This window comes from Spongiibacter thalassae, from assembly GCF_012272835.1.
GTDB lineage: Bacteria > Pseudomonadota > Gammaproteobacteria > Pseudomonadales > Spongiibacteraceae > Spongiibacter > Spongiibacter thalassae.
This window is the reverse complement of record NZ_JAAWWK010000006.1, coordinates 273,991-297,199: the sequence shown is the minus strand read 5'-3', so window position 1 is coordinate 297,199 and position 23,209 is coordinate 273,991. Positions and strand designations below refer to the sequence as shown.

Below are 23,209 nucleotides of genomic sequence, written 5' to 3'. Positions count from 1 at the left end.
ATTCTACACCCCAAGGAGTGGAAATGGCCGTGGAAATGAACACTGATGGATATCCGCAGGCGGTATATCGTGCAGAGCAGGTGCGGGAACTGGACCGCTTGGCCATTGCGTCCGGTCCTTCGGGATTTGAACTCATGTGCCGTGCGGGGCAGGTGGCCTTTGATGAGTTGCGGCGGCGCTGGCCGGATGCTACTGCCGTCGATGTGTACTGCGGCGGCGGAAATAACGGCGGTGACGGCTATATCGTAGCGGCCCTCGCGGCCCAGCAGGGAATGTCGGTGCGCTGTTTGTCGCTAAAGCATGAGCTGAAGGGAGAGGCCCTGCGCGCCGCCGCTCGCGCCCGCGCGGCGGGAGTGCCAATTATTCAGTGGTCGCCGCAGTGTGCACTGCGGGCGGCGGTAGTGGTCGATGCTCTGCTCGGTACCGGTGTAAACAGCGAGCTGCGCCCGATATACCGGGAGGCCATCGAGCAGATTAATCGACGCGCTTGTCCGGTACTGGCGATTGACCTCCCTTCCGGCTTGCACGCTGATACCGGGATGCCTTGCGGCGACTGTGTATTGGCAGATGTCACTGTCAGCTTTATCGGTTTGAAGCAGGGGCTGTGCACCGGGCTGGCTGCCGAGGTGGTGGGTGACGTGGTGTTTGACCGTCTGGCGGTGCCCGCAGAGGTATATCAGCAGGTCCGTCCGTCGGCGCGGCGTATCGACGGTGTGGCCATGCTCGGCCAGTGGGGGCCTCGCAGTGCGAGCAGTCACAAGGGGCAGGCCGGGCATGTGCTGGTGGTGGGCGGCGATTACGGGATGGCCGGGGCGGCGGCGTTGGCCAGCGCGGCGGCCGCACGTAGTGGTGCCGGGTTGGTGTCGTGCCTGACTCGCCCGGAGCACGTCGCAATAATTGTGAGCGTGCGTCCAGAGGTGATGGCCCACGGTCTGGGGCCCGGCGCGGTGCTGGCAGAGCAGTTATCCCGGGCCTCGGTTGTGGCATTGGGGCCGGGGTTGGGGCAGCAGGCCTGGGGTCGGGAACTCTGGCAGCAGGTGATCGCCGCCGACCGACCGTTGGTGCTCGATGCCGACGGCCTGAACCTTCTCGCGCAGCAGCCCGATGCCGTTGCGGGGCGCTCCGCGGCACTGGTGCTTACCCCGCATCCGGGTGAGGCGGCGCGCCTGCTGGAATGCAGTGTCGCCGAGGTGCAGCGTGACCGGTTTGCCGCCGTAACCGCCCTGGCTCGGCGCTACGCTGCCGTGGTGGTATTGAAGGGAGCGGGCACGTTGGTGGGTGACGGTGACCGAATGTGGATCAATGCCACCGGGAATCCGGGTATGGCCAGTGGCGGTATGGGTGATGTGCTCAGCGGCGTGATCGCCGCGTTGATGGCGCAGGGGATGTCGGCGGAAGACGCCTGCTGTCTCGGGGTTGATATGCACGGCCGCGCCGCGGACCGGGCGGCGCAGCGGGGACAGCGGGGCCTGCTGGCGGGAGATGTGATTCATGAACTTCGTGGTGTAATCAATGCAGTTTGATGTGGAATTAGCCGATGAAGCGGCAACAGTGGCCTGGGGCGAACGGTTGGGGCAGGGGTTGGACTCACCCTGTCTGGTGTTTCTTGACGGTGAGCTGGGCGCGGGAAAAACCACCTTCAGTCGTGGGGTGTTGCGGGCATTTGGTTATCAGGGCGCGGTTAAAAGTCCGACCTATACCCTGGTTGAGCCCTATGAGCTGGCCGAACAAACCCTGTATCACTTTGATTTGTATCGTCTTGGCGATCCCGAGGAGCTGGAGTATATGGGGATTCGCGACTACCTGAACGGCAATGCCATTTGTCTGGTGGAATGGTCGGGGCGCGGGGCGGGTATTTTGCCAAGCCCGGATATAAGGGTTAACATCGTCCAGCAAGGTCTGGGGCGAAAACTCACGCTGCAGGCTGAGTCAGAGCGCGGTAAACAGCTTATTACTAAATTTAAGGCTCTATGAAACCTCATCACATCGCCGCCCTGTGTTTATCCTTTTTATACGTGTCGTTATTCTGCGCGGGGACAGCGTTCGCGGCGGAAGTGCGTGATGTCCGTTTCTGGAGGGCACCGGACCACAGCCGGGTGGTGTTTGATCTCAGCGCCCCGGTCAGCCATGAAGTGATTACCCTCAGTAACCCCGATCGTCTGGTGCTGGATATCGCCACCGCCAACATGGCCAAGTCCACCGACGGTTTGACCTTTGAAAACAGTCCTATAGCCCGGCTCCGCTATGCGGAAAAGCCCGATGGCAAATTGCGCATCGTGTTCGACCTTTCCGCCAGTGTCCAAGCCCGCAGTTTCTTTCTGCCCGCCAGTGCGGGGCAGCATGACCGCCTTGTAGTGGACTTTCTCGATCAGGAGCCCAGCGATGAGCCCCGAGTGGTGAAAAGCGTCAGCCAGAGTGCCCAGCGCGACGTGGTTATTGCCATCGATGCCGGTCATGGCGGGGAAGATCCCGGTGCCATTGGGCCGGGGCGTCTGCAAGAGAAAGATGTGGTCTATAGCATTGCCAAGAAGCTGCAGGCTAAATTTGAACAGAAACGCGGCTATCGGGTGGTAATGATTCGCGATGGCGACTATTACGTGGGATTGGCCAAACGCCGCGACCTGGCCCGAAAGGCCCAGGCGGATTTTTTTGTGTCGATACACGCCGACGCCTTTACCCACCCGAGCGCCAATGGCAGCTCGGTGTACGCCCTTTCTCAGCGTGGCGCCACCAGTGCTTCGGCGCGCATTCTGGCGAAGCGGGAAAACGAGGCCGATCTGGTTGGCGGAGTGAGCCTATCTGACAAGGACCACGTGCTGGCCGGTGTGCTGACCGACCTATCGATGACCGCAACGCTGGATGCCAGTCTTAATGTCGGAGCCCAGTTGTTGGGGGAAATGGCCAAGATCTCCCGCTTGCACAGCAAACGGGTGGAGCAGGCGGGCTTCGCAGTGTTGAAGTCGCCGGATATTCCCTCGCTGCTAGTGGAAACCGGCTTTATCTCCAACCCTGGTGAGGCCAATAAACTGCGCACCAGCCGTTACCAGGCGCAGATGGCCCAGGCGATCTTTGAGGGGATCGACCGTTATTTCCGCGAGAGTCCTCCCCCCGATACCTACTTTGCCGCGGTAAAGCGGGGCGATACGGTGGTTGATCCCGGCGCCCGCGAACATATTATCGCGCGAGGGGATACCCTCTCTGGTATTGCCGCCCGCTATAACATCAGCGTTGGTGAGTTACAGCGACACAATGGTCTTTCCGGCAGCACTATTCGCGTCGGCCAAAAAATACAGATACCCGCATCCTGATGTCCAAGATTCATTTATTAGATCCTCGCCTTGCCAACCAGATCGCGGCAGGGGAGGTGGTTGAACGCCCCTCCTCGGTATTAAAAGAACTGGTAGAAAACAGCCTCGACGCAGGAGCCAGTCGCATTGACCTCGATATTGAAGAGGGTGGCGTAAAGCTGATTCGCGTGCGCGACGACGGCAGTGGTATCGGCAAGGAGGACCTGCCGCTGGCACTGAGTCGCCATGCCACCAGTAAAATTTCCGAGCTGTCGGATCTTGAGGCGGTGGCCAGTCTCGGCTTTCGCGGTGAGGCCCTGGCCAGTATCAGCTCGGTTTCCCGGCTGAGTTTGAGCAGCGCACAGGAGGGGGGCGAATCCGGCTGGGTGGCTCGGTCTGAAGGTCGCGATATGGCCGCAGTACTAGAGCCAATCGCCCATCCCAGAGGGACGACGGTAGAAGTGCGGGACTTGTTTTTCAATACGCCGGCGCGGCGGAAGTTTTTACGCACGGAAAAAACCGAGTTCTCCCATCTTGAAGAAGTCATGAAGCGACAGTCGTTGGGGCGATTTGATGTGGGGTTTTCCCTGCGCCACAACGGCCGCGCAGTGCACAGCCTGAAACCTGCACAGAGCCAGTTGGAGCAGGAGCGGCGCTTGGCCTCGGTATGCGGTCCGGCGTTTATGGAAAATGCGTTGTTTATCGATCGCAGTGCCGTCGATTTGCGGCTGTGGGGATGGGTGGCCCTGCCGGGCTTTTCCCGCAGCCAGGCCGACCTCCAGCACTTTTACGTGAATGGCCGCTATATTCGCGACCGGCTGGTGGCTCACGCTGTGCGTCAGGCCTATCGCGATGTGCTGTTTCACGGCCGTCATCCGGCTTTTGTCCTGTATCTTGAGTTGAACCCGACCTCGGTGGACGTCAATGTTCACCCGACCAAGCACGAAGTGCGTTTTCGTGATGGCCGTACTGTGCATGATTTTATCTTCCGTACCCTGCACAAGGTGCTGGCGGATGTGCGACCTGACACGGTGGCACAAAATGCCACCACTGGCGTGCCTACTGAGACGATGATGGCGATGCCCCGGCAGCAGGAAGCGATGCCGCTGCGTGAAACATCGCCCCAGTCCCCGGCATTTTTGGGTGGGTCGCCAGCTGCGCCCCCCGGTGGCTATCAAAGCAGTCGGCCAGCGGCGAATAGCAGTGCGGGAATTGGCGAGCAAATTTCGGCGTATCAGCGTCTGCAAGCGCCCTCAGAGGCTGAGTCCGATGAAATTCCCCCGCTGGGATATGCGTTGGCACAACTCAAAGGGGTTTATATCCTGGCGGAGAATGCCAGCGGTATGGTGCTGGTGGATATGCATGCCGCTCACGAGCGGATTACCTACGAGCGCATGAAAGCCGCGCGGGATGGCGAGGGATTGCGTAGCCAGCCGCTGCTGGTACCCCAGGCCATGGCGGTAAGCGAGCGCGAGGCCGATTGTGCGGAGCAGCATGCCGAGGTCTTCGCGCAATTGGGTATTCGAGTAGAGCGGGCGTCGGAGGAGTCGCTGGTGGTGCGCGAGCTGCCGGTGATGCTTGCAGGAGGCGAAGTGGAACAGCTGGTGCGCGATGTGCTCGCCGACCTGCTGGAATTTGGCACCAGCGACCGCATCGCCGCCCATATGAACGAAATTTTGTCGACGATGGCCTGCCATGGTTCGGTGCGCGCCAACCGTCGTTTGAGCATCCCGGAAATGAACGCCCTGCTGCGTGATATGGAGGCCACCGAGCGCAGTGGTCAGTGTAATCACGGGCGCCCTACCTGGGTGCAGGTCAGCATGACCGAGCTGGATAAGTGGTTTTTGCGTGGTCGGTGAGCAGAATTCAGGGTCGCTGCCACCGGCCATCTTGCTGATGGGGCCAACAGCGTCCGGCAAAACCGATCTGGCGATGGCGCTCTGCGATGTCTTGCCCTGCGAGTTGATCAGTGTGGATTCGGCGCTGGTTTACCGCGGGCTGGACATAGGCAGCGCAAAGCCAGAGCCGGAGCTGCTGGCCCGCTATCCCCATGCGCTCATCGATATCTGCGACCCCAGCGAGGCTTATTCGGCGGCTCAGTTCCGCGAGGATGCGCTGCGGGAAATGCAGCGTATTACCGCGGCGGGGCGGATTCCCTTGTTGGTCGGGGGCACGATGCTCTATTACAAGGCGCTGGTTGAGGGCTTGGCCGAGATGCCTGAGGCCGATGAGGCAGTGCGAGCCTCGATTGCGGAACTGGCTGATCGCGAGGGCTGGCCGGCGGTCCATGCCGAACTGGCCGGTGTCGACCCGGAGATCGCCGCCGCGATTCACCCCAACCACAGTCAGCGCCTGAGCCGTGCTTTGGAGGTGTACCGTATCAGCGGCGTCACCATGACCGAGTGGCGCCGCCGTCAGCAGGCTCAGCACCTGCCCTGGCGGGTGTTTCAGTTTGCCATAGCGCCGCTGGAGCGGCGCACATTGCACGAGCGGATCAAGACCCGCCTGGAACTGATGATGGCGGCGGGGTTCCTCGACGAAGTGCGTGCCCTTGTGGCCAGGGGAGACCTGCACGACGGATTGCCGGCGGTGCGGGCGGTGGGCTATCGCCAGTTGTGGCAGCACCTCCACGGCGAGCTGAGTTACGACGAGGCACTGGAACGGGCGCTGATCGCCAGCCGCCAGTTGGCCAAGCGCCAGATGACCTGGCTGCGGGCATGGCCTGATCTTTGCTGGCTGGAAACAGGAAGAGATCAGAAAGATCATCTAAATACGGTGATAGACGCTCTCGGCGATGCTATAAAGAATTGACTTGCGTTATACTGCGGGTTACTCAGGTCGATTTGCGAACTCGCGACGCCCAGTGCGGTCAGAAGCTCGTATTTTATTGATACATTTTTATCAAAGCCCGTTTTGGGCACTCAAGGAGGCTCTACCATGTCAAAAGGGCATAGCTTACAAGACCCTTATCTGAATATTCTTCGCAAGGAGCGTATTCCGGTATCCATTTACCTGGTTAACGGTATCAAACTACAGGGACAGATAGAGTCCTTTGACCAATTTGTCGTGTTGCTTAAAAACACAGTAAGCCAAATGGTCTACAAACACGCCATTTCTACCGTGGTTCCGTCTCGTGTTGTCCGTCTTCCCATGGCTCATCCGCCGGAAGATGACGAACAGGGCGACGCGTAAACCTATAATACTGTTGAGGTTCGTCCTTGCTATTTGAAAGACCCGATTCCGGTGAGCGTGCGGTACTCGTCCATCTGGATCTGCGCAGTGAGGACGAGCGTGAAGATGCCAACGAGTTTGTGCAACTGGTGACCTCTGCCGGTGGCGACCCGGTGGCATTTATCACTGGCAGCCGTCAGCACCCCGATTCCCGCCTGTTTGTCGGCTCCGGTAAGCTGGAGGAGATTCGTGCGGCATTGGAGGCCAATGACGGCAAGCTGGTGCTGTTCAATCACGCCCTGTCTCCAAGCCAGGAGCGCAATATCGAGAAGGAATTACAGTGCCGGGTGCTGGATCGCACCGGCTTGATTCTCGATATTTTCGCTCAGCGCGCCCGTACCCACGAAGGTAAGTTGCAGGTCGAGCTGGCCCAGCTCGAGCATATGTCTACCCGGCTGGTTCGCGGCTGGACCCACCTTGAGCGACAGAAAGGGGGGATTGGCCTGCGCGGCCCCGGTGAAACCCAGTTGGAAACTGACCGACGGCTTCTGCGTGCGCGTATCAAAAGCATTCAGGCCCGCCTGTCCAAGGTGCGCCGTCAGCGCGAACAGGCTCGGCGCGCACGGGTTCGGGCAGATATTCCCGCGGTGTCGCTGGTCGGCTATACCAATGCCGGCAAATCCACTCTGTTTAACGCCCTTACCACCTCTGAGGTCTATGCGGCTGACCAGCTGTTTGCCACACTCGATCCGACCCTGCGGCGCATAGCCATAGATGACGTTGGGCCGGTTGTGATGGCGGATACGGTGGGCTTTATTCGTCATCTTCCGCATAAATTGGTGGAAGCCTTTCGGGCGACCCTGGAAGAGGCGGTGTTGGCAGATTTGCTGGTGCATGTTATTGACTGCGCTGACCCGGAGCGTCGCGACAATATTACCCAGGTGAAGCGGGTGCTGGAGGAGATCGGCGCCCACGAGATTCCCGTGCTGGAGGTCTACAATAAAACGGATTTGCTCGGCGCTGAGTGCAAAATCGAGCGCGATGAGCAGGGTAGGCCTGTGCGGGTGTGGTTGTCTGCGCGTCGTCAGGAAGGGCTTGAGCTGTTGTACCAGGCGCTGAGTGAAATTCTGGGTGGCGATATCGTCGAGACAACAATAGATTTAACACCGGGGCAGGGTCGTCTCCGTGCGCGCCTGTACAGCCTTGGTGCCGTGCAGACCGAGGAGCTGGACGAGCACGGGGGCAGTCACCTGCACCTGCGCCTGCCCGCGGTGGAGTGGTATCGCTTTTTGTCTGCGGAGAATTTGCCGGGAGCGCCGCGCCGGGACGATACAGTTTAGAGGCTCGGTGTGAATCTGCTAGACTGCCGCAGCGTAAACATTCTAATGACATCGACCAATGTAGGTCGGTATTGAATAAAACCTATTACAACCTAGTCAGGGAGATACATATGGCCTGGAATGAACCGGGTGGTGGTCGTGACAACGATCCCTGGGGGGGCAAGAACCAAGGTCCCCCGGATTTGGACGAAGCACTGAAAAAGCTGCAGGAAAAACTGAATACTATTTTCGGTGGCGGCAACAACAGTGGTGGCAGCGGGGGTGGCAGCAGTCCCGCCGCGGCGCTGGGTGGCCTTGGTGCCCTGCTGGTGTTGGTGCTGGTCGCCTGGGGCCTGTTTGGTTTCTATCAGGTCGATCAGCAGGAGCGCGCCGTCGTGCTGCGCTTTGGGGTGTACCACGACACGGTGATGCCGGGTCTGCGCTGGAACCCACCGCTCATCGACGAAGTCCATGTTATCAACGTCACCAAGGTGAGAGCAGCCGAAAGCCGTGGCCAAATGCTGACCGAAGACGAAAACATCGTCGATATTTCGGTGTCGGTGCAGTACACCGTTTCTGACCCCGCCAACTTCCTGTTAAAGGTGAAAAGCCCCGAGCTGAGTCTGGAGCACGCTCTGGAAAGCGCCCTGCGTCATGTGGTGGGTAGTTCCAAAATGGATCAGGTTATCACCGAGGGCCGGGAACAGGTCGCCGTCGATACCCAGCAGCGTCTGCAGGATTATCTGGTGACTTACCAGAGCGGGATCCTGGTGGCCAAGGTCAATATTGAAGATGCCCAGCCACCCTCACAGGTGCAGGATGCCTTCGATGACGTGACCCGCGCCAAGGAAGATCGTGAGCGTTTGAAAAACGAGGCCGAAGCCTACGCCAACGGTATTATTCCCGAGGCTCGCGGTAGTGCCCAGCGGCAGTTGGAAGAAGCCCAGGCCTATAAAGAGCAAGTGATTGCCAAGGCCGAAGGTGAAGCCCAGCGTTTTGCCGAGCTGCACACCGAGTATAAAAAATCGCCACGGGTGACCCGGGAGCGTCTGTATATCGACGCGCTGGAGGAACTCTATGCCGACTCCACCAAAGTGATGGTCGAGGTCGAGGGTGGCAACAACATGCTGTATCTGCCGCTGGACAAGCTGCTGGAGCAACGTTCCGTGTCGCGTCCGAGCGGTTCTCAGGATATCGATATTCGCGAGCTGACCGACAAGGTTATCGAGCAGCTGCGTCGCGATAGTCAGATCAGTCGTCGGGAGGGTCGTTAATCATGGCGGGACGTCAATTTACAGTTCTACTGGCGGCGCTGGCGGTGATCGTTATCGGCTATAACTCGCTGTTTATCGTCAAGGAAACCGAGCGGGCGGTAATGCTCAAGTTCGGTGAAATGGTAGACCCGGATATCGAAGTGGGTCTGGGTATCAAAATGCCCTTCGTTCACGTGGTGCGCAAGTTTGAGCGGCGTATTCTGACTCTGGACGCGCCTACTCAGCGCTTTCTGACGATTGAGAAAAAGCCTTTGGACGTGGATTTCTACGCCAAATGGCGGGTCACCGATACGCAGAAGTTCTACACCGCAACCAACGGCGAGGAAGTTCGCGCCGAGGGCCTGCTGGCGCAGCGTATCAATACCGGACTGCGTAACAAGTTCGGTGAGCGCACCTTCCACGACGTGGTGTCCGGTGAGCGTGATTTGCTGATGACTGAGCTGACCCGCGACCTGAACCTCATTACCGTGGCCGAATTCGGGATCGAATTGGTGGATGTGCGGGTCAAGCGTATCGACCTGCCGAGCCAGGTCAGCCAATCGGTGTTCGAGCGGATGAAGTCCGAGCGTGAGCGCGAGGCGCGGGAGCATCGCTCTACCGGTCGCGAGCTGGCCGAAAAAATTCGTGCAACGGCGGATCGTCAGCGCACCATTATCGCTGCCAACGCCTACCGCGATGCCGAGGTGATCCGCGGTGAGGGCGATGCCGAGGCCGCAAGGATCTACGCATCAGCCTACAACGCCGACCCCGAGTTCTATGCCTTTGTACGTAGTTTGACCGCGTATAAGTCTTCCTTCAGTGCCGACGGCAACCTGCTGGTGCTGGATGCGGAAAGCGAGTTCTTCCGGTATTTGAAGAAGGGTAGCGGTAAATAATCCGCATTGGCGGGTGGGCGGCTAACGCCCCCTGCCAGTAATGGCTATGATTGTGGTATCATCCGCGAATCCGAGCAGGGTCCGGGCAAAACGCCCCCGATGCTGCGCGGATTTTTTTGTTTTTAGCGGGTTGTGCGCATGTGGCAGGAATTGGCGGTAGCACTCAGTTTAGTGCTGATTATCGAAGGTATTCTGCCCTTTCTCAGCCCGAACCGCTGGCGCATGCTGGCCTATCGCATGGCCGATATGGAGGCTAAGTCAGTTCGCATCGTCGGGCTGCTCAGTATGTTGTCCGGCCTGTTGATGCTCAGTTTCCTGCGTTAACACAGCACTGCTCAAGAGAAAGTGGATTTATGACCCTGGTTGATCGTTGGCTACTCCCCGATGGGGTGGAAGAACTGCTGCCCGCGCAAGCGGCGCAAGTGGAATCGCTGCGGCGCAAGTTGCTGGATCTCTACCAACGCTGGGGTTACGAGCTGGTCGTGCCGCCGCTGATGGAATACACCGAATCATTGTTGGTGGGGCTGGGTGGCGATATTGATCTGCTGACCTTTCGCGTCACCGACCAGCTTACCGGCCGGTTGATGGGCCTGCGTGCCGACATTACTCCCCAGGCGGCGCGTATTGATGCACACAGCTTGAACCGCGAAGGGCCGGTGCGTCTTTGCTACGCGGGCAGTGTGCTGCATACCCGTCCGAAAAAGCCGCTGGCGTCCCGTTCACCCATACAGTTGGGGGCAGAACTCTACGGCGACAACAGCCAGGCCAGCGACCTTGAAATTATTTGCCTGATGTTGGAAACCCTGCGGGTTGCCGGGCTTGAGAATATCACCCTGGATACCGGCCATGTCGCTGTGTATCGCGCAGTAGTCGATGCCGCACAGCTCGACGCCGAACAGGAAGCGCGCTACTTCGATATTTTACAGCGCAAGGGCGTGGCCGAGCTGGAAAGTTTTATCACTGATCTGGCGCCGGCAGAGCGGGTTGCCGATCAACTGCGCGGCCTGAATGCTCTGCACGGTGGCAGTGAAGTGCTGGCGAAGGGGCGAGAGCTGTTTGCCGAGCTGCCTGCGGCGATCGACGCCATTGCCAGTCTCGAAAAACTCCAGTCCCAATTGACTGCGCGCATTCCATCGCTGAGTTTCTATTTCGATCTGGCCGAGCTGCGCGGCTTTCACTACCACACCGGGTTGGTGTTTTCGGCACTGGTCAGTGAGCACGGTCAGGCGGTGGCCTCGGGTGGCCGCTACGACGACATCGGCGAGGTATTCGGTCGGGCGCGTCCGGCAACGGGCTTCAGTATCGACCTGAAGTCACTGCTCAATTTGGTGGCGCCAACACCGCCGCCACCGGGAATATTTGCTCCCTACAACGATAGCCTCAGTCAGTGGCAAGCGGTTCAGGCCCTGCGTGATGCGGGTGAGCGGGTGGTCAGTGGCCTACCCGGGCAAGCCCCCGCCGAAGACTGTGACCGTCAACTAGTTGAACAGAATGGCCAGTGGCAGGTACAGCCCCTGGTGTAAGTCAAAACCTGCGATCCAGAGATGCGGATATGAACAAGAATGTAGTGGTATTGGGCACCCAGTGGGGTGACGAAGGCAAAGGCAAGATCGTTGATCTGCTCACCGATCAGGCCGATGCGGTCGCTCGCTTTCAGGGGGGGCACAATGCCGGCCATACCCTGGTCATTGGCGGCGAGAAAACCGTGCTCCACCTGATTCCCTCGGGGATTCTGCGCGAGGGCGTAACCTGCCTGATCGGCAACGGTGTGGTGCTGTCTCCGGAGGCACTGCTGAAGGAAATGGCCGAGCTGGAAGCACGTGGTGTGCCGGTGCGTGAGCGCCTGCGCCTGAGCCCGGCGTGCCCACTGATTCTGCCCTACCATGTGGCTCTGGATCTCGCCCGTGAGCGCGCCCGTGGCGACGCCAAAATCGGCACCACCGGTCGCGGCATTGGCCCCGCCTATGAAGACAAGGTCGCCCGTCGCGGTCTGCGTCTCGGCGACGTATTCAATCCCGAGCGTTTCGCGGAAAAGCTCAAGGAGGTGATGGAGTATCACAACTTTGCGCTGACCCAGTATTACAAGGTCGACGCGGTTGATTATCAGAAGACTCTCGATGACACGCTGAAAATGGCCGAGCAAATGCGCGATATGGTCGTCGACGTCACCAGTGCCTTGCATAAATACCGCGAAGAGGGTGCGCGCATTCTGTTTGAGGGTGCCCAGGGCTCGCTGCTGGACATCGATCACGGCACTTACCCCTTTGTGACCTCTTCCAATACCACCGCAGGCGGCACTGCGACGGGTAGTGGTTTCGGCCCGCTGTATCTCGACTACGTGCTGGGGATTACCAAGGCTTACACCACCCGTGTCGGCGCAGGTCCCTTTCCGACCGAGCTGTTTGATGATGTCGGTGCCCACCTGGCGAAAAAGGGCCACGAGTTCGGCGCGACCACTGGCCGAGCCCGGCGTTGCGGTTGGTTCGATGCCGTCGCATTGCGCCAGTCTGTGCGCATCAACAGCGTGACCGGCATGTGCCTGACCAAGCTCGACGTACTGGATGGCCTTGAAACGGTGCGTCTGTGCGTGGATTACAAGAATCCGGCAGGCGAGTCTATCGCGGCGCCCTTCGACTGCGAGGACTACGGCGATATCACTCCTATCTATGAAGATATGCCCGGCTGGAGCGAGTCGACGGTAGGCGCAAAAACCCTCGAAGAACTGCCGGAAAATGCCCGTGCCTATATCAAGCGCCTTGAGGCCGTTGTGGGTGTGCCCATCGATATTATCTCAACTGGTCCAGACCGGGTTGAAACCATCGTATTGCGTCATCCCTTTGGTTGATACAATTCAGCCGCCTACCTCGGTGGGTGACTGATCCGGTATTGCCAGCAACAAAAAAGCCGCAGAATCACTTCTGCGGCTTTTTTGTTGGCGCGCCTTTGATAAGGCGTGTGTCTGGCGGATATTACTTGTCTTTGCCAAACTTGTGCTGAATACCGATGCCCGCGCTGGTGTATTCTTCAGCGGCATTATCATCGTTGCTGCGGTCAGTAACGAAGAAATACAGCTTGGTGGATTTACCCAGTTTGCGATCCAGCCCCAGTGACACCATGTCAGAGCCGGCAGATTCTTCTACCGACTCGTCGTCGGCGCTGGTGAACTGAAGCTTCAGGGTGTTCTTGTCGCTCACCTTGTAGCCCACGCTCAGCACGTAGCCAAGGCCATCGGTGCCGGTACCGTCTGAATTTTCAGCGATTTGCGCCAGCGCACCCAGTTGCAGGGGGCCGCTCTTGTGCTGGGCAGACAGACGAACGATGTCGCGATCCTTGACGTCGGTCTCGTAGGCCAGCGCCAGGCTGACAGGTTTCGTTTCATAGCTAATTGAGGCAGAAACCGCGTCGGCTACACCGTCGTCATTCGGTGCGCCCAGGGCATCGCTGCCGCTGTTCTTCTCGCCTTCGCCGGGAATCAGCATCACCCAGCCCTGAAGACCTGCGGCCTTGGGAGTCTTGTAGCTGATGGTGTCGGACAGGCGCTGCTGGCCTTCAAGGACATTGTCGATATCGGCATTAAATACGTCGCTGAACAGGTCAACCTTCTGCTCGGCTTTTTTCAGTGGCGTGTCGTGAATACCAACAAAAACGCTACCCCAGCCGCCTTTCAAACCGACGATGCTGTTGCGGTTACGCAGGGTTTGGCCGTCGATGTCGGCGTTGTCGGACTTGTCATCACCGGACTTGTGGCGCTCATCCCAGTTCACTTCGTACTCAAGGCGGTAAAATACCGACAGGCCTTCGTCGATCGCGTGGCTGTTGTGAATGCCAATACGCGAGGCGTTGCTGCTGGTCGTAACAGTGGTGCCGTCTGCCTCGGTGTCTGTGTTATTGATGGAAATGTCCGCGCGACCATAGAAATTGGGCGTGAAGTCCTCCGCTTGAGCGAGCGCGGGTGCGGCAACGGCCATTGCCAAAAGGCTGTGTCGTAATACTTTCATATAAATGTCACCGAGTAAGAACGATAGAGTAGTAGTATTTTGTGTGATTTGCGTCACAGAAATACCGATTATTGGTTCGGCTCCTGCCGTTCTCCACCGATCGTGAAGCGCGGTGAAGATTCGGGCTATTTCATCCATCAAGCTCCGAAATACCCTGCTGGAGGCTACTTCCTGTAGAGTTCAGTCGGCGCAAAATACCGCAAGACCCGATCTGCACCAGAGGCTTCCTATTGCGGTTCAGGGCCAACCTGTCAGCTGGCCGATATTATTCCCGAGTACCCCAAGGCCTGCAAAACATCAAACTGTAACAAATCCCGGCGAATTCTTCGTTTTTGAAATATTAATGTCATATTTTCATCATATAGCCGTCATCTGTCGCCTCTAGCATACACCTCATCAAAACAGCTCTATAGAAACCCCTTGAAAGCTTTCGGAGATAGGTCCCTATGAAAAAGCTCTTTGCAATGACAGCCATAGCTTCAGCGGTAACGCTGGTTGGTTGCGGTGGTGGTGATATTAATCTTAGTCCGACGAATATCGACAACAGTGTAGACAATAGCCAGAGCAGCGGCGGCGGGTCTACCAATGCCTGTGCCAGCTATGTTGAAAACGGACAAACCTTCCAGGGCCAGCAAGTTGGCAATGACTGCTTCTACAACGCTCAGTTTGTCAGTTCGACTAATCCGATTACCGCGGATGAAGTGCGTTTTGGCCGTATCGCCGGTGCCCATATCTTTGAAAATGCGCTGTTTGTCGGCGCGGATGTCGATGCAACTGCTGCTCAGAATGGCACTCGTATTCCCCAGGAAGGGGAAGGTACCAAGCTTTACGTGGATGCCGGTGTAAGCATGGTGTTTGAATCTCGCGAAGGCTATGTGCGGATCGCCCGCGGCTCGCAGATCTTTGCTCAGGGTACAGCGGACGCGCCGATTATTTTCACTGCCGATGAAGACTATGAAGGCAACGCGACTGAAGACGATCGCGGCCTCTGGGGCGGCATTCAGATTAACGGCAACGGTCGTACCAACAAGTGCCATGACGGCACCGCAACCGGCTCTGGCACAGGCACTGTGAGTGACTTTGCTGCCACCGCCAACAATGTCCACAACTGTAACCAGACTGCAGAGGGTCGTCCTTCGACTTACGGTGGTAACAACGACGCCGAGAGTTCAGGTGCGTTGGAGTATGTTGTTATCAAACACGCTGGATTTGAGGTAGTAGACGGCGATGAATTGAATGCCCTGACGTTGAATGCAGTGGGCAGCGGCACCACGATCAGCCATGTACAAACCTACACTTCACTGGACGACGGCTTTGAAATGTTCGGTGGCGCCGTTAACCTGGACCACATTGTTGCAGTCAACGTGGGCGACGACTCGATCGATTATTCCGAAGGCTACAACGGTAAAATCCAGTACGCGGTTGTTTTGCATACGTCCGGCTCTAACCGCTGTGTTGAAGGCGACAATACCGGTGAGAACCGGGGTGACGGCATTACGCCAACGACCAAGATGATTATTTCCAACCTCACTTGTATCACTTCAGCCGTCGATACCAATGGCGGTACCAATGTGACTTCCAAAGGTGATTCGGAAGGCCCTCTGTATCGGGAAGGGGTGTTCTTCGAGATGTATAACTCGCTGATTACGTCCAATGATACCTTGATGAATAGCAACGAGTGTCTGGAGCTGGATGACTCCGAAGGCCCCCAGACGATTGATGCGGCCCAGTCGGGAACGTCAAAAGCGAGCAGCAACGTGATTGCCTGTGGCGAAGCGACAAAAATCGGTGCCAATGTGGCGAACACCGGTTTCGACCTGGTGAACTGGTTGGCTGGTGGTGGTGCTAACGCGCAAACTCCTGCTAACAGTAACGCCAACAATGTGATTATCACCGGCGGCGACCTGCCAGCCAAAGTGATTGTTAATGGCACCGGAACGCGGGATTACCGCACAGCAGCGTCTATCCAGGATGGCTCGAATACCGAAGTCTTCGACCAGTCTACACAGCTGACAGATGTATCAACCATCGACGCATACTTCAGCACGCCAACCTATCTTGGCGGTGCCTCTGCCAGCGACGACTGGCTGGATGGCTGGACTGTTGGCTTTGACAAGCCGCTGAACCCCTGATCTGTCACTACAAAGTCCTGTTCCGCAGGGATGGCGGGGGACGCAATCTAATCCCCGCCAGTATTTAACACGAATGCCCTCGACTCAGAGGGCTTATTTCGGAACACTTTGGATGTCATTATTATGCGTAAACAAATCCATGCGCGGCATAAGCTGGCTAGCGCCATTGCGCTGATTAGCGCAGGTGCCAGTGCCCAGACGCTGGCGCAAGAGGACGACGGGTTTATCGGCAAGCCGGTACTCGAAGAAGTCGTTGTCGTGGGCCGTCTGCAAAGTGTCGCGGCCTCTCTGGTAGACGAGCGGCTTGAACTGCCCTATTCAGCAGACTTTATGGGCTTTGAGGCTATTTCACGGGCGGGGGACAGCACGATTGGTGCGGCGCTGCGCCGAGTAACAGGTTTGACCCTCGTCGATAACAAATTCATCTATGTACGCGGCCTTGGTGAGCGTTACTCATCAGTTACGGTCAATGGTGCTGCGGTACCATCGCCGGATCTCGCGCGCAGCGTGATTCCACTGGATCTTTTTCCTTCCAGCATTGTTGAATCATTAAAAATCCAGAAATCCTGGAGTCAGAATCTGCCCGCCAACTTCGGTGGTGGTGCGATAGATATTCGTACCCGCAGCGTTCCTTCCGGCCCGGTGGCTAGTATTTCTGTCGGTACCGGCTTTAATACCGAAAGCGATGATGGGCTTTCCTATCCGGAAAACGGCGCATCGCCCATGCCGGGCGCGATTCGCTTTGCAATTAATCGCTACCGCGGTGATCTGTCGACCAGCAATATTCGCGATACTGAAAACAACGCCGGCAATAGCATTACAAACGAGCAGGCTGAGCAGATACAGCGCGATCTGATTCTATCCCTCAACCGCAACGTTGCTATCAGTGAGGGTAGCCTCGACCCTGACAAGGATATCAAGGTCGATCTTGGCAACGCCTGGGATGTGGCAGACAATTGGGTGCTCGGCGCTTCGTTAAGCGGTGCTTACAGTGAGCAGTACCGCAACAAGGATCAGAAAGAGCGCGGTGTGGGCAACCCGGATCGCGTGAGTTCGGAGACGCAGCGGACGGCCCGGGACGAGCGTACGACATTGGCCTTGCTATTGGGTGCGGAATATACCGAAGAGCACTCGGTGCAGTTCAGCAGCTATGTCATCAATAACGAATACGACGAAGCTCGTATTACTGCCGGGTATGACGGCAATAATACTCCTGAGGACCAGCGTCAATATCTCTCTTACGAGACTCGACTCGAGGAGCGGGAGTTGACCTTGAATCAGCTGAAAGGGACTCATCGTCTGGGGGAGTTTGCTCCTGTCGAGTGGTTGGCTCCGCTGAGCCTGGACTGGTTTTATTCCGACGCAGAGGCCACCACCGATATCCCAAACGCATCTAACTTCTCCGGCTCTATCGATCGAAGCACTGACCCTGAGCGGCGTTTTATCTCTCAGTCAGCCACTGCTGGCCAGTTTGAATTCCTGCAGCTGGTGGATGAAATGGAAAGCTATGGTGGCGAAATCTCGCTGCCTATCGCGGTAGGCTACGACGAGCTGAACCTTTCATCTGGCTGGTGGGCATCGCAGAAAACCCGTGAGTACTACGGCTACACCGCTAATGTGGGGACCCGTGCTACCGAAGGTACACCACAAACCGTGTTCACCGACGAGCGTATTGCCGACCTGAACAACGCCTTTGACCTGGCGATGGGCTCGGGCTTTGGTAATGAAAGCTACGTCGCCGCGCAAAAGGTTAACGCAGTGTTCGGCGGTATGGATTATCGCATGGGTGAAAGCTGGCGGTTTGCCCTGGGCGCGCGCTGGGAAGAGTACCAGCAGGCGGTATTGCCCGTTGATCTGCTCGACTTTACCGGTGTGCCCAACCAGCAGTTGATTGATGCCTTGAGCGACCCCGACCAGACCTTCGCTGTCGCTGATGACGATATTTTTGTTAGTGCAGCGCTGACCTATATGGGGACAGACCTGCTTGGCGCTGATGAATTTCAACTGCGCTTCGGTGTAAGTGAAACGGTGGTTCGCCCGGATCTTCGGGAGTTGGCTGACGTTGCATACATAGACCCTGAGTTAAGTGTGCGTGTCTTCGGCAACCCGAACTTGCAAACGACAGAAGTCAAAAATGCAGAACTGCGCGGCGAGTTCTTCTATGAGGGTGGCGACAACCTGACCATTTCGCTGTTCTATAAGGACCTCACTTTACCTATTGAGCAAGTTGAGGGCGCGGGTTCGGACGACGATACCGTTCTGACCTATCTCAATGGTGACTCGGGCGAGGTTTACGGCATTGAGTTGGAAGGCCTGCGCACTCTGGCTGCGGGATTCTTCCTGTCGGGCAACGTGACCCTGAGCGACTCTGAAATTGAAATTACCTCGAACAACGAGGTGACCAATACCCAGCGTCGTTTGACCGGTCACTCTGAGTACGTGCTGAATGCGACCCTGGGCTATGATTCAGCCGACGAAAAGCACAGTGCTGCGTTGCTGTATAACGTATCCGGCGAGCGTATATTCTTCGCGGGAACCAGCGGTAACGACGATGCCTTTGAACAGCCCTTCCATTCATTGGATGCGACCTACAGTTGGTATCCGACGATGCAGACGAGCGTTAAATTGAAAGCCAGTAACCTGCTGGGTGAAAAGCGGGAGTTTGAACAGAAGAACGCCAGTGGTCGCGCGGTGCAGATTCTGGAGCAGGAGGTCGGTACAAGCGTGAGTGTAAGCGTCAGCTGGAAATACTGATAACGATATTAGGCTTGTTTATCGTTTGAACCCCGTGCAATGCGGGGTTTTTTTATGCCGGGAATAGCTGGTCAAGTGGACTTCGCCAGTTTAAGTCGCGCCGCCCGTCGCCCAAATTCCTCATACTTCTCCATATTGCCCAGTCTTCGGTAAATCACGGCGGCAAACTGATGGAAGCGGTATTCGTCATTGTTCAGTCGAATTGCTCGGTGAATTGCGGCGAGTGCCAGGTTGAACTCGCCGCGTTCGTAGGCATCTCGGGCATGGCTGTAATACAGAAAAGGATTGTCTCGTTGTCGTGCTTCCGCAACCTGCTCCAGGGCTTTTGCGGCCTTGTCCTGTTGCTGGTCGCGGTAGAGGCGGGCGAGGTTATTCAGTGAGGCGTTTTCATCGGGGTTTAATTGCAGTGCGTAGCGATAGGCCAGTTCTGCCTGCGGGTCCAGCCCCTGCCGCCGGAACAGTACGCCGAGATTACCCCATAAATAGGCTTGTTCCGGAGCGAGATACACGGCGCGCCGCAAATAGAGATAGGCCTGCCCATAGTTCTGTTGGTTCAGAAATTGAATGCCGCGGTTGCTGTAGAACTGTGCCGACAGGGTGTTTTCGCTGATGCGGTTCTGAGGATAGCGGTAGTCGTAGATGTCGACACTGAAATCGACGACTTCGGTTCGGCCCTCGCCCAGGTCTACCACGGCGTTCACGTGACGGTAGGTTGCCGAGCTGTTATTGCTGAGCATTTCCCAGCTGGGGGGAATGGTGACTTCATTGAAGTAGGCGTTGAGTTTCGCCTCACGGGCGAGTGCAACAAACAGCGCCGTCAGCGACAGGCAATTGCCCTCACCCTGATAGTAAGCCTGTGAGGCGGTGAGGGTAAGCCCCGGATTGTAGGCGAGGCCGAGTTTGGCGGGGCTGGCCAGGGCGTCGCTGAGGTAGCGCAGTCGCGCGCGAGGAGATAACACCGCGGGGACATGCTCGTTCACAAAATAGCGCATATCGGCGTCGAGGCCGAAAATATTGTCGTCGGGCTCAGTCAGGCTGGTGGCTGGCAGGTCGAACTGACCCTCCAGATGGAGCAGCCGCTCCCGTTCCTGCGGACTGACTTCCGCGAGGGGGGGAAGTTGCGGTGCAGCACTGCAAGCACTGAGTACGGCCAGTAAAAACAATAAAAACGTGTTGCGGGGTACAGCCATTCTGGTGTCGCTTTTTTTGTTAAGAGTAGGCGAGGCCGTATTGCTGGCTATCGCACGGCCGCTTATCCGTATCATTGTAGGATAATTGTCGCCAACAGGCCTTGCACTGAGACACAGGGTCAAACAATAGCAGCGGCCTTTTGCCGGTCAGGCGCACTGGCACAAAAAAGGCCGCCGAAGCAGCCTTTTCGCTCACTCGCTGATAGAGATCAGAACTGTGATTCGGGCAGGTGAACCACGATGCCGTCAAGCTCGTCGCTAACTTCAACCTGGCAGCTCAGGCGGCTGCTATCCTTGGGCTCCAGCACGCAGTCCAGCATGTCTTTTTCCAGGTCTTCCGCCGCAGGGACTTTAGCGACCCAGGCATCGTCAATGTAGCAGTGGCATGTGGCACAGCTGCACACGCCGCCACACTCGCCGAGAATGCCGTCAACACCGTTATCAACGGCAGCTTGCATCAGGTTGGTGCCAGACTCGACGTGAACTTCTTTGGCTTCGCCGTCGTGGGAAACGAAGGTAATCAGTGGCATGGTGGTTCCTCTTGAATTATTGGTTTTCAGCCTTCGAAGGCATCTTTAACTTCAACAGACTCGTCTGCCAGTTTGACAGGGTCTGCATTTTTGCCTTCGGCGAGAAAACGCTTGCTCAGCATAAACTCTTTCGGGCGGTTGATCGCGTCTACAGCCAGTAATTTACCGTCCTGGAAATAAAACGCGGCAAAACTGCGGGTGTTGGCGTAATCCCCACGGGTCACCACTTGGTCAAAGCCCTGGGACAAACCGGCAATTTGCAGTTTGAGGTCGAACTGGTCAGACCAGAACCACGGCAGGGCGCGGTATTCGGTTAAATTGCCACACAGGGTTTTCGCGGCGATCTTGGCCTGGTCGGAGGCATTCTGAACAGACTCCAGGCGCAGGCGACGGCCGTAAATCGGGTTGAAGTGGTTGGTGCAGTCACCGGCTGCAACAATGTCATGATCGCTGGTGCGTGCGTATTCGTCTACAACAATACCGTTGTCCAGCTCCAGACCCGCTTGCTCGGCCAGTTCAACATCGGGCAGTACACCAACACCGATAATCACAATGTCAGCGGGGATACTGCGCCCATCTGCCAGCGCTACCGCGTTGACGTCGCCACTGCCTTCAATCGCTTTCACAGAGGCTTCAGTGATGATTTCAACGCCTTCTTCCTGATGAACCCGTGCATAAAAGGCGGATATTTCCGGCGCCGTAACCCGCTGGAGAATACGCGGCATGGCTTCCAGCACGGTAACGTTCATGCCCATTTTGCGCATAGATGCCGCGGCTTCCAGACCGATGTAGCCGCCGCCGATAATCGCAGCTGACTTGCCCTTGCCGATGTACTTCTTGATCTGCTGCACGTCGCCAAGGTCGCGCAGATAGAAGACGCCACCCAGATCACTGCCCTCAATGGGGATTTTGCGAACCTTTGCACCGGTGGTCAGTGCCAGCTTGGTGTAGCTGATTACGCCGCCATCGTGCAGGGTAACGGTCTTCTTCTCACGGTCAATATTGGTGACACGGCTGCCCAGAACCAGGTCGATATTGTTCTTTTCGTAAAAGTCGGCCGGGCGAATCAACAGCTCCGATTCGCTTTTATCGCCGCAAAGAAACGCCTTGGACAGCGGTGGGCGATGGTAGGGGGGCAGGGGATCTGCGCCGATCAGCGAAATTTTGCCTTCCCAGCCTTCCTGGCGAAGACCTGCTGCGAGTGCTGCGGCAGCGTGGCTTCCGCCAATGATAATACAATGCTCCTGGCTCATTTAAGGGCTCCTGTTTTTTGCGTTGTGGCCTGTTATCACCACAGCCTGTCAGTATTTGTTGTTGTAATCGCGAAAGAGAGAGAGTTTAAGGGTTCAGGCCGATTTAGTCATCGTCTATGGCTCAAATTGTAAGCTAACCGTAAGGTGAGTTGACGGTTTGATGCCATTACGGTGGGGTTGAGGGCGATTTGCCTCAATGGGAAGGGGGCGTTACCTGCGGAGCGGAGCCAGCTCCACAGGTGGTTAGTAAGTGTAGTGTTGCTATATTTTCTGGCTTATTGGCCGAATTTGGGGGGGCGCTTTTCCAGAAAGGCCGCGACACCCTCGTCAAAATCCGGATGCCGGCCCGCGGTGCGCTGCATATTCCGCTCATTATCGAGGTTGCTCTGCCAGTCGCCATCGACTGCAGCCCACACCGCATTTCTGATCATGGCCAGCGATTGGCTCGGCCCGTTGGCTAAACGCAGAGCAAGGGCAAAGGCTTCCTCTTCCAGCTCATCGGTGCTCACCACACGATTTACCAGTCCCCAGGCCAGGGCTTTGTCTGCGGGGAGCTTTTCGCCCAATAGCAACATTTCCATGGTGCGCACGCGGCCAATATTGCGGGTCAGCAGATGAGTCGAGCCGCCGTCTGGCACCAAGCCAATTCGGGAAAAAATCTGCGCGAAATAACTACCCTCGGTAGTCACCACCATGTCGGCCGCCAGTGCTAGAGAGGCCCCGTAGCCGGCCGCGCCACCGCGGATTGCTGAAATCCAGGGAATAGGCAAATCGCGTAGCTGGTTGATCAGAGGATTGAGCTTGTCCTCGACGATTTTGCCCAAATCCCGTTCTGCAGGGTTATTGGTCAGAGGAGACAAGGGCTCCGCCGGGTCGAGGGAAGCCCCGGAACAAAAGAAGCGGCCCTTGGCGGTAAGAATCATCGCCCGGCAATGCCGGGGCAGATCCCGTGTGGCGTGCAGCAATTCTTCGACCAGGCGTGGCGTCAGGGCGTTGAGGCTGTCAGGGCGATTCAGGGAGAGAATGCCTACCCGGTCTCTGATTTCAATTTCTAAACACTGGTATTCCATCTTCGTCACCGTTGCTATCAATTTTCTGGAACGAAGGCTCTAACAAAACGCGCGATGATGCAAATGCAAAGTGCCGGGGTGACCTCGGCGTTTTTGCATCGACTCGCACAGCGAGATATAGCGAAATACACCGGTCCTGGGCTTGTGCTCATCAATGCCCTGACTGTAATAGCGCGTTGGTTTGTTGTTCCAGTTCCCGGATCAGGCTGCTGGCCTGATGCTGCGTCAGCAGTGGTGCAGACTGCCCCGACCACAGCGACATCAAGCCGGGCTCGTTGCTCTCGGTTGCCGCCAGTTGAAAAGGAGTTGCGCGAGGGGACGCTTTGCGAGGTGTTGCAGAGTTATGCCGGTAGTCG

19 protein-coding genes are annotated in these 23,209 nt (G+C 57.2%); 14 read left to right on the top strand and 5 right to left on the bottom strand.

Annotated features, from left to right (window positions below; genetic code table 11):
* Positions 1-23 precede the first annotated feature (23 nt).
* The 12 genes from HCU74_RS16755 (at position 24) to HCU74_RS16700 (ending at position 12,771) form a co-directional block, all read left to right on the top strand.
* Positions 24-1,523, top strand: coding sequence for an NAD(P)H-hydrate dehydratase (locus HCU74_RS16755; RefSeq protein WP_210425344.1), 1,500 nt, complete (start codon positions 24-26; stop codon positions 1,521-1,523).
* The gene (tsaE, locus tag HCU74_RS16750) at positions 1,513-1,974 is read left to right on the top strand and encodes a tRNA (adenosine(37)-N6)-threonylcarbamoyltransferase complex ATPase subunit type 1 TsaE (protein ID WP_168451562.1); all 462 of its coding nucleotides are present in this window, start codon (positions 1,513-1,515) and stop codon (positions 1,972-1,974) included. The genes HCU74_RS16755 and tsaE overlap by 11 nt, the downstream gene beginning before the upstream one ends.
* Positions 1,971-3,308: an N-acetylmuramoyl-L-alanine amidase gene (locus HCU74_RS16745; RefSeq protein ID WP_168451561.1), complete on the top strand. Its 1,338-nt coding sequence runs from the start codon at positions 1,971-1,973 to the stop codon at positions 3,306-3,308. The genes tsaE and HCU74_RS16745 overlap by 4 nt, the downstream gene beginning before the upstream one ends.
* Positions 3,308-5,146, top strand: a complete 1,839-nt coding sequence (mutL, locus tag HCU74_RS16740) for a DNA mismatch repair endonuclease MutL (RefSeq protein ID WP_168451560.1) — start codon at positions 3,308-3,310, stop codon at positions 5,144-5,146. The genes HCU74_RS16745 and mutL overlap by 1 nt, the downstream gene beginning before the upstream one ends.
* Before the next feature lie 37 nt (positions 5,147-5,183).
* On the top strand, positions 5,184-6,098 hold the full coding sequence (gene miaA, locus HCU74_RS16735) for a tRNA (adenosine(37)-N6)-dimethylallyltransferase MiaA (RefSeq protein ID WP_168451711.1): 915 nt from the start codon (positions 5,184-5,186) through the stop codon (positions 6,096-6,098).
* A gap of 126 nt (positions 6,099-6,224) precedes the next feature.
* Positions 6,225-6,479, top strand: coding sequence for an RNA chaperone Hfq (gene hfq, locus HCU74_RS16730; protein WP_168451559.1), 255 nt, complete (start codon positions 6,225-6,227; stop codon positions 6,477-6,479).
* Between the two features lie 26 nt (positions 6,480-6,505).
* Positions 6,506-7,798 carry a ribosome rescue GTPase HflX gene (hflX, locus tag HCU74_RS16725; protein ID WP_168451558.1) on the top strand — a complete coding sequence of 431 codons (1,293 nt, stop codon included), beginning with the start codon at positions 6,506-6,508 and terminating at the stop codon, positions 7,796-7,798.
* A gap of 110 nt (positions 7,799-7,908) precedes the next feature.
* Entirely contained in the window at positions 7,909-9,051 is a 1,143-nt protein-coding gene (gene hflK / locus HCU74_RS16720) for an FtsH protease activity modulator HflK (protein WP_168451557.1), read from the top strand.
* Positions 9,052-9,053: 2 nt separating this feature from the next.
* Entirely contained in the window at positions 9,054-9,926 is an 873-nt protein-coding gene (gene hflC / locus HCU74_RS16715) for a protease modulator HflC (RefSeq protein WP_168451556.1), read from the top strand.
* A 138-nt stretch (positions 9,927-10,064) separates the two neighbouring features.
* Complete coding sequence (locus HCU74_RS16710; protein WP_168451555.1) at positions 10,065-10,250, top strand: DUF2065 domain-containing protein; 186 nt, start codon at positions 10,065-10,067, stop codon at positions 10,248-10,250.
* A gap of 29 nt (positions 10,251-10,279) precedes the next feature.
* Positions 10,280-11,449 carry an ATP phosphoribosyltransferase regulatory subunit gene (locus tag HCU74_RS16705; protein WP_168451554.1) on the top strand — a complete coding sequence of 390 codons (1,170 nt, stop codon included), beginning with the start codon at positions 10,280-10,282 and terminating at the stop codon, positions 11,447-11,449.
* Between the two features lie 29 nt (positions 11,450-11,478).
* Complete coding sequence (locus HCU74_RS16700; protein WP_168451553.1) at positions 11,479-12,771, top strand: adenylosuccinate synthase; 1,293 nt, start codon at positions 11,479-11,481, stop codon at positions 12,769-12,771.
* 124 nt (positions 12,772-12,895) lie between these two features.
* Here HCU74_RS16700 and HCU74_RS16695 read toward each other — a convergent pair whose 3' ends face one another.
* Positions 12,896-13,924 (bottom strand): porin, encoded by a 1,029-nt coding sequence (locus HCU74_RS16695; RefSeq protein WP_168451552.1) that lies wholly within the window; start codon positions 13,922-13,924, stop codon positions 12,896-12,898.
* A gap of 446 nt (positions 13,925-14,370) precedes the next feature.
* On the opposite strand from HCU74_RS16695, the gene HCU74_RS16690 reads away from it, so the two are divergent.
* Positions 14,371-16,056, top strand: coding sequence for a hypothetical protein (locus tag HCU74_RS16690; RefSeq protein WP_168451551.1), 1,686 nt, complete (start codon positions 14,371-14,373; stop codon positions 16,054-16,056).
* Between the two features lie 123 nt (positions 16,057-16,179).
* The gene (locus HCU74_RS16685) at positions 16,180-18,810 is read left to right on the top strand and encodes a TonB-dependent receptor domain-containing protein (RefSeq protein ID WP_168451550.1); all 2,631 of its coding nucleotides are present in this window, start codon (positions 16,180-16,182) and stop codon (positions 18,808-18,810) included.
* 71 nt (positions 18,811-18,881) lie between these two features.
* Here HCU74_RS16685 and HCU74_RS16680 read toward each other — a convergent pair whose 3' ends face one another.
* From HCU74_RS16680 to HCU74_RS16665, 4 genes are all read right to left on the bottom strand, one after another.
* A complete protein-coding gene (locus HCU74_RS16680; RefSeq protein WP_168451549.1) occupies positions 18,882-20,000 on the bottom strand; it encodes a hypothetical protein in 1,119 nt (372 codons plus the stop codon).
* A gap of 209 nt (positions 20,001-20,209) precedes the next feature.
* A complete protein-coding gene (locus tag HCU74_RS16675; protein WP_168451548.1) occupies positions 20,210-20,530 on the bottom strand; it encodes a 2Fe-2S iron-sulfur cluster-binding protein in 321 nt (106 codons plus the stop codon).
* A 26-nt stretch (positions 20,531-20,556) separates the two neighbouring features.
* The gene (locus tag HCU74_RS16670) at positions 20,557-21,783 is read right to left on the bottom strand and encodes an NAD(P)/FAD-dependent oxidoreductase (protein ID WP_168451547.1); all 1,227 of its coding nucleotides are present in this window, start codon (positions 21,781-21,783) and stop codon (positions 20,557-20,559) included.
* A gap of 275 nt (positions 21,784-22,058) precedes the next feature.
* A complete protein-coding gene (locus HCU74_RS16665) occupies positions 22,059-22,853 on the bottom strand; it encodes an enoyl-CoA hydratase-related protein (protein WP_168451546.1) in 795 nt (264 codons plus the stop codon).
* Between the last annotated feature and the right edge of the window lie 356 nt (positions 22,854-23,209).

Excerpts from the sequence above, each read along its gene's own strand:
- HCU74_RS16695 (WP_168451552.1), bottom strand. The coding sequence starts at position 13,924 with ATGAAAGTATTACGACACAGCCTTTTGGCAATGGCCGTTGCCGCACCC.
- HCU74_RS16745 (WP_168451561.1), top strand. The coding sequence starts at position 1,971 with ATGAAACCTCATCACATCGCCGCCCTGTGTTTATCCTTTTTATACGTG.
- HCU74_RS16690 (WP_168451551.1), top strand. The coding sequence starts at position 14,371 with ATGAAAAAGCTCTTTGCAATGACAGCCATAGCTTCAGCGGTAACGCTG.
- HCU74_RS16755 (WP_210425344.1), top strand. The coding sequence starts at position 24 with ATGGCCGTGGAAATGAACACTGATGGATATCCGCAGGCGGTATATCGT.
- HCU74_RS16685 (WP_168451550.1), top strand. The coding sequence starts at position 16,180 with ATGCGTAAACAAATCCATGCGCGGCATAAGCTGGCTAGCGCCATTGCG.
- HCU74_RS16675 (WP_168451548.1), bottom strand. The coding sequence starts at position 20,530 with ATGCCACTGATTACCTTCGTTTCCCACGACGGCGAAGCCAAAGAAGTT.
- hfq (WP_168451559.1), top strand. The coding sequence starts at position 6,225 with ATGTCAAAAGGGCATAGCTTACAAGACCCTTATCTGAATATTCTTCGC.
- HCU74_RS16665 (WP_168451546.1), bottom strand. The coding sequence starts at position 22,853 with ATGGAATACCAGTGTTTAGAAATTGAAATCAGAGACCGGGTAGGCATT.
- hflC (WP_168451556.1), top strand. The coding sequence starts at position 9,054 with ATGGCGGGACGTCAATTTACAGTTCTACTGGCGGCGCTGGCGGTGATC.
- HCU74_RS16705 (WP_168451554.1), top strand. The coding sequence starts at position 10,280 with ATGACCCTGGTTGATCGTTGGCTACTCCCCGATGGGGTGGAAGAACTG.
- HCU74_RS16710 (WP_168451555.1), top strand. The coding sequence starts at position 10,065 with ATGTGGCAGGAATTGGCGGTAGCACTCAGTTTAGTGCTGATTATCGAA.
- miaA (WP_168451711.1), top strand. The coding sequence starts at position 5,184 with ATGGGGCCAACAGCGTCCGGCAAAACCGATCTGGCGATGGCGCTCTGC.
- HCU74_RS16700 (WP_168451553.1), top strand. The coding sequence starts at position 11,479 with ATGAACAAGAATGTAGTGGTATTGGGCACCCAGTGGGGTGACGAAGGC.
- HCU74_RS16670 (WP_168451547.1), bottom strand. The coding sequence starts at position 21,783 with ATGAGCCAGGAGCATTGTATTATCATTGGCGGAAGCCACGCTGCCGCA.
- HCU74_RS16680 (WP_168451549.1), bottom strand. The coding sequence starts at position 20,000 with ATGGCTGTACCCCGCAACACGTTTTTATTGTTTTTACTGGCCGTACTC.
- tsaE (WP_168451562.1), top strand. The coding sequence starts at position 1,513 with ATGCAGTTTGATGTGGAATTAGCCGATGAAGCGGCAACAGTGGCCTGG.
- hflK (WP_168451557.1), top strand. The coding sequence starts at position 7,909 with ATGGCCTGGAATGAACCGGGTGGTGGTCGTGACAACGATCCCTGGGGG.
- mutL (WP_168451560.1), top strand. The coding sequence starts at position 3,308 with ATGTCCAAGATTCATTTATTAGATCCTCGCCTTGCCAACCAGATCGCG.